The sequence below is a fragment of the Streptomyces sp. NPDC002044 genome, from assembly GCF_040296725.1.
Lineage (GTDB): Bacteria > Actinomycetota > Actinomycetes > Streptomycetales > Streptomycetaceae > Streptomyces > Streptomyces antarcticus.
This window is the reverse complement of the sequence record NZ_JBEOXU010000238.1, coordinates 1-6,284: the sequence shown is the minus strand read 5'-3', so window position 1 is coordinate 6,284 and position 6,284 is coordinate 1. Positions and strand designations below refer to the sequence as shown.

The 6,284-nt window shown below is 77.5% G+C and carries 3 protein-coding genes; all 3 read right to left on the bottom strand.

The window, feature by feature from the left end; all coding sequences use genetic code 11:
* Positions 1–2,559: poly(A) polymerase (locus ABT106_RS30590; protein WP_351283935.1), on the bottom strand; the 2,559-nt coding region annotated here is incomplete at its 3' end.
* The gene (locus tag ABT106_RS30585; RefSeq protein ID WP_351283938.1) at positions 2,559–4,391 is read right to left on the bottom strand and encodes an RNA ligase family protein; all 1,833 of its coding nucleotides are present in this window, start codon (positions 4,389–4,391) and stop codon (positions 2,559–2,561) included. The genes ABT106_RS30590 and ABT106_RS30585, both read right to left, overlap by 1 nt.
* Positions 4,392–4,562: 171 nt before the next feature.
* A complete protein-coding gene (locus ABT106_RS30580; protein WP_351283932.1) occupies positions 4,563–6,050 on the bottom strand; it encodes a hypothetical protein in 1,488 nt (495 codons plus the stop codon).
* Between the last annotated feature and the right edge of the window lie 234 nt (positions 6,051–6,284).

Sequence of the window (6,284 nt, the reverse complement as noted above, 5' to 3'; positions counted from 1 at the left end):
GTCAAGTCGGTCGTGCGGCTGAAGGGCCTGCCGGACTGGGTGACCGCGGACATGACGGTCTGGCCCGCGTCCTGACGGAGCGGGGGCGGGACAGGCCGGTCCCGGTCCCGGTGCCGGGGACAGGGCCACCGGGTGGCGCCAGTCCCAGGCGGCCCACGTGCCGAAGAACTCCCGCAGCAGGGAGCCGGAGTCCAGCGGCCCCGCCGCCCGCACCGTGCGCGCCGCGAGTACCGCCCAGGCGATGCCCGGCAGCCCGCCGAACGCTGCCGAGTCCAGCCCCCGGGCGCGCGCCCAGGCCTTGACCTCCCGCGCCAGCCGGGTGAAGGCGGCGGCGTGCTCCGCGCCCGCGAAGTCCCGTACGGCATCGGCGTCGCTCAGCGCGCTCAGCGCGACGGCCGCCGCCTCGCCGAGCCCGGTCCGCCGCGCGAGCGCCCGCTCCGGTTCCAGCGGGCCGCATCGGACCACCACCAGGTCCACGGCCAGGGCCCCCACGCGGAACCGCAGCCCCGGAACCCGGGCGCCGGTCACCTCCCGCATCCGCTCGGCCTCGGGAAGCTCCGCAGCCAACGCGCGCCGCACCTCGCCGAGTCCGGCCGTTCCCGGCAGGACCGCCACGAGGTCCAGGTCCGCCCGGGGAAGCGCGCAGCGCATCCGCCGCGACCCGGCGACCCGTACCAGCCCGTCCCCGAGAGCCGTCGCCACCCGCCCGGTCACCGCACGGGCGAGCTCCTCGGCCGCCGCGCCCTCGACCCCGCCGCCGTGCACCGCCGCGCCGCGGCCCGCGGTCCCGCCGCCGTCCACCGTCCCGGCATCCTCCACCGCCCCGCCGTGCTCCGGCGCCCACCGCACCTCGCCCGTGCCCAGCGTCACCGTCGCCCGCACCCGCATGGGCCCGTCGCCGCGCCGCGAGAGCACCGACAGCTCCCCGACCGGCGCGGACGTGCCGCCGAGCCGGGCCACGCACTCGGCCGTCACGCGCCGCGGGTCCGGGCTCCGCCCCAGGGTCAGGTGCGGCGTGTAGCCCCGCTCGCCGTCGGCGCGCCCCAGGCACCCCGGGAACCGTTCGGCCAGTGCCCGCCGCAGCTCCTGCCACGGCGCCCCGCCGCCCGCCGCCGGATCGAGCCACACCGTCGCGTCCTCGCGGTGCGCGAAGCTGTGCACGCCCTCCAGGCGCGCGGTGAACTCCGCCACGCCCGCCGCCGCCTCCGCCAGCAGGGGCAGGGCTTCCTCGAAGTGGTGCTCCGGCACGAAGCCGTACAGCAGGTTCACGTGCGCCGGCCACCGGCCGGCCTGCGGATCGTGCCCGCGCCGGAGGTCCGCCACCCGCGGGTCCTCCGGCGGCAGCCAGACCACCGCGGTCCGCGCAGTCGCCGGTACGGACAGCCGCGCGAGGTCCGCGAGCCGCGCGGGGCCCGCGCCGTCCGGCGCCCCGAACGCCACCGTGGCCTCCACCCCGTAGTGGTCGGAGATGAACAGCCCCTCCGGACCCGGCGCGTCCCCCCGCAGCCCGGCCCGTTCCACACGGGCTCCGGCCGCCCCCAGCAGGATCCGGTCCAGCCGGGCGGCCCGCCCCGACAAGGAGCCCACCGCGGCCAGTGGATTGGCCGCCGGGTCGAACGTCGGCGTCCCGTCGGCCGGCCCGTGAGCCTCGCTCCAGGCGTCCCGCAGACCCAGCGCCGCCGCGGGCCCGTCCGCCCCGGCCCGGCCGTCGTTGAAGTCGCCCAGCAGGGCGACCCCGGCTCCGGCCCCGGCGGCGATGCCGCCGAACCCCTCGGCGAGCAGAGCGAGTTCGACCGCCCGCCGGGCTTCCCCGTTCTGCGTGTGGTCGCTGGTCAGGTGCGTGGCGGCGACGACCAGCGCGCCGGCCGCCGTCTCCACCACCACGGCGGTGACCGCCTTGTGCGGGCCGAGGGCGTGCGATCCGGCCTCGCGTACGGGCAGCCGGCTCAGCACCAGCAGCCCGTGTTCGGCGACGTCCCGCCCGGCCGGGTCGGTTCCCACGGTGTAGCGGGCCCTCACCCAGGGCGCCGCCAGGAGCATGCCGAGCAGTTCGGGTTCCACCTCCTGGAGCGCGATGACGTCGGCGTCGCAGGCCGCGAGGTCCGCCAGCAGCAGCGGCCTGCGCCGGGCGGTGGCGATGCGCGGGGCGTCGTACCGGTCCCAGAGGGTGTTCCACGTCAGCAGCCGCACCCGGCCGGGTGCGCCCGCGCCGTCGCGCGGTCCGGTCTCCGAGGGCCGCCAGGACCCGCCGCCCGCCGGGTCCCACGCGTGCGGGACGCGGGCGGTGAAGAACGGCGCCCGCAGCAGCCGGGGATCGAGGACGCGGCCCGCCTGTGTCGCGTCGATCCGGTCCACGCCGGTGGCCCGGTCCCACACCCGTTCGCCGTCCGCCTCGACGAACAGCACCCGGTGCCAGGGGATGTCGCCGCCGGGTACGAACGACGGCAGCGGCACGCGCTTCGGCGCGGCCCCGCGCTGGAGCAGCCCGAGCACGAACCGCGCCGGGTCGAACCGGGGGTCCCAGCGGACCTGGTGGTACAGCTCCTCGCTCGTCCGCATCAGCACTCCCCGTCGGTCGCGGCCAGGCCGCCGGCCGTGTCCTCGACGCGTCCGTCCGCGCCGATGTACCACGTACGGTGCGCCTGGCCCGGGTAGGGCGGGCTGAACCGGTGCAGTTGCGTGCTCAGCACCTGCGCGGGCACCGGGTGGGGGCGCGCGGCATTGCGCCGCACCAGCTCCTCTTCGCCGACCAGCACCACGGCGTGGGTGACCAGCGCGTCGCGGCGCCGGGCGACCGAGCCGGCCAGCCCGCGCTGCCGGCCGGTGAGGGAGGTGGCGTCCCACACCACGGTGCCGCCGCGGGCCAGGGCGGCGTCGAGCCGGTCCAGGCCCTCGCTCAGCACGGCGGTGTTGGCCCGCTGGTCCACCCTGGAACCCCGGGCCCCGCGCAGGTCGTCGAGACTGATGTACGTGTCCACGCCGGGCAGGGCGCGGCCGAAGGTGCTCTTGCCGCTGCCCGAGGGGCCGGACAGCTGCACCAACCGGGGAAACGATCCGTCACGCCACCGCCAGGTGGCCGCCGCGGCCTCCCCGGCACCCGCACTCACACCGGCGCCCGCTTCCGCCCCCGCCCCCGCGCCGCCCGAGATCCGGCCCTGCGCGAACGCGCGCCGCGCCTCGGCCCAGCAACGGTCCGCCGCGTCCGTGCCGAGCCCGGCGAGGGACTCGCGCAGGGCGCCGCGCAGGAACCCCAGCGGGTCCGCCCCCAGCAGCCCCGCCTCCTCGGCACACAGCGCCGACCACTCGGCGCACTCCCGCGCCGCGGCGGCGTCCGCGTCCCCGCCGGGGAGCAGCACCCCGGCGAGCGCGTGCAGCACCCCCAGATCGGCCGCCGCGGACAACCGCACCAGCCCGGCCCGCCGCTCCGCTTCCGGGAACGGCCGCTGGAGGTACGGGTACAGCCCGACGAGGTCCGCGACCCGGCGCGCGAGGGGCATCCCGAGCGGCCCCGCCGCGAGCCGGCCGGCGATCCGGGCCCGCGGCACGCCGTGCAGCACGGCGGCCAGCACCCCGGCCAGCCGGGCCTCGCCGGTACGCCCCGACCCGTCGACGCGCGCCGCCACGTCGGCCACCGCCTCGGCGACCGCGCCGCCGACCGGGGCGGCCGCGGCGGCCCCGGACGCGGCACCGGCACCAGCGCCGGTCATCCCCACCGCCCGCAGCAGTCCCGCCACGTCGGCCTCGGACCCGGACCGTACCGCCCACAACGGGGCCGCCTCCCCGAGCCCGTTGGGCACCACCGGCGCGAACATCCAGTGCGTGTCGGTCTGTACGTGGCCGCCCCGCACCCACTTCGCCACGCACCGCCCGAAGTCCTCGCGCGCGAAGCCGTCCACGGTCCGTACGACGTACCCCTCCTGCCGCGCCGTGTCGACCTTGAGCCTGCGCAGCGCCCGCTCGTCGAAGGTGCCGCGCCACAGCACGCGCGGAACGGGCACCCCCAGACCGCGCAGGAAGCGCACGGTCCCGTCCCAGTCCAGGCAGTGCCCGCCGTCCCACACCGAGAAGCCGTAGAACCAGCTGTCCAGGTCCTCGTACGCGAGCGAGTGCCGCGCGTACAGGTTCTCCCCGCACACCCGCCGGCCGGCCGGGATCCCGGCGCCGATCCGGCCCTGCAGGCCCTTGACCCACGCCCGCGAAGGGTGGTGTGCCGAGTCGAGGGAACGCGCGTGCAGGCCGTCCGCGTAGAGCGTGGTGTTCTCCCCGTCGAGCTTCTCGGTCACCACGACCTCCCGCCCGGCCAGGCCGGTCAGCCCGGCGGCCCGCACGTCGTCCGCGGTGGCCCCGGGGGACCAGGGCAGGTGTGCCGTACGGGGGTAGTGCGCGCGCATGGTCCGCTCCTGCTCGACGATCCGGGGCCCCGTCACTCTAGGTATCCGGACCTGGACCGGCCACCGATTAACCCCGCCCCCGGCTCCCCGCACGCGCCCCGCCCCGCCGCGTCGACCGCCGCCCCGTCGTCGGCCGCCCCGTCAGCCGGCGAACGGTCAGCCGCCGATCGCTCAGCCGCCGACCGGCACCGCCGCGGCCAGCCGGCCGCCCTCGGCGAAGTGCAGCCGGTCCAGCCGCGCGGCGTACGGCCAGCCCGCCGCCCGGTAGAAGCAGAGGTCGCTCGGGATCGGGACCTCCCGCAGGTCGGCGGCGTGCGTGCCGTCCGGCAGTTCCGCGGCCGCCGCGAGCAGCGGATCGGCCGCACCGGCCCACTCGCGCACCGGCGCGGGCCGGGGCCAGGGCTCCCCGGTGTTGGGCTGCATCCACCGCGCGTCGCAGGCGACGCGGCCCGCGAAGTCGGCGCGCTCCGCGGCCTGCCGGGCCAGCCGCGCGTACGTCAGGAGCAGGTCCGCCAGCGACTCGGCGACCAGCGTCACCTCGGGGTACTCGCGCAGTTCCTTGGGGCTGGCCGACACCGAGACGGCGTACCCCCACCGTCCGCTCTCCGGGTCCAGGCGGATCTGGACCAGGGCGCCGTTGCGGCCGGACTCGATCCGGGCCACGGGCCAGTACGTTCCGTCACCGCCCAGCATCCGGTGCAGTTCGGGGTCCACCGCGGGCCCCGGGCCGCCGGGCAGCAGCCGCAGCGCGGGCAGCCCCGTGACGGTGACCCCGCCGACCTCACGGAGCAGGCCCCGGACGTCCTCGGGCACCGGGACCCCCCAGCCGTCGATGTCCGCGTCGGCGCGGCCCGGTTCGAGCCCGACGAACGCCGGGTGGCGTGCGGCCAGTTCCCGCAGTTCGGCGACGGCCCGCCCGGCGGCGTCCGCCGGAACGGTGTGGCGCCGTACGGCCCGGCCCAGGAAGTCGCCGCTCACCACGCTGCGCAGCAGGAGCGCGCGGCCGTCGCCCGCGATGCGGAACTGGACCTCGCTGCTCCCGGTGTCGGCGGTGTTGTGCGCCGTGGAGAAGTACGGTTCCCAGACCACGGAGCAGGGGTAGCCGGGAAGGGCGCGCAGGTCCACGAGGTCGGTCAGCGGATCGCCGCGCCCGACGAGCGAGGCGAGTTCGCCGTCGGTTCCCTCGGCCACCTCGACGCTGGAGGTGGCCGCCGCGAAGTGCTCCGCCCGGGGCTGGTCCTCCACCCCGGCGGCCAGCCGCTCGGTGACACCGGTGAGCCAGCCCACGAACTCCGCGGCCCGGACGGTCACGTCCGGGCCGTGGCCCGAGGTGTTGACGGCCACGACGGGGCCCCAGCCGTCGGCACCGACGCCGACGATCAGGGAGCCCTCGCCGAAGTCGATCTCGCCCAGGATCCAGTAGCCGTCGCCGAACACCGCGCGTCCGCGCGGCCCGAAACGGTACTCGTGCTCCTCGGTCTCCAGCCCGCCGATCTCCCGGAGCACGGTCCGCACTTCCTCCGGTACGGGAACGTTCCAGCCGTCCAGTTCCGCGTCCGTGAAGCCGTCGAACAGCTCGACCTCGTCCGCCCGTTGCTGCGCCAGTTCCTTCAGCGCCCGCACGGCCGCCGACGCCGCCCGCACTCCCGCGTCGTTCATGTCTTCCGCTCCCGAGTCGTCCGCCTCACGATTCCGAACCATATCCGCCGCCCGCTACCGGCACAGGGCCACGATCGAAGGGGAAACCGTGCCCCTCGCCGCCTCGCACAGCGCCGCCATGTCGTACGTCCGCCGCGGCGCGGGCCGGGGCCGGGCCTGCGCGGGCACCCGCCCGCGGGACGTGGCGGGGGCCGAGGCCGGAGGCCGGCGGGCGGGTTTCACGGCCTTGCCCCG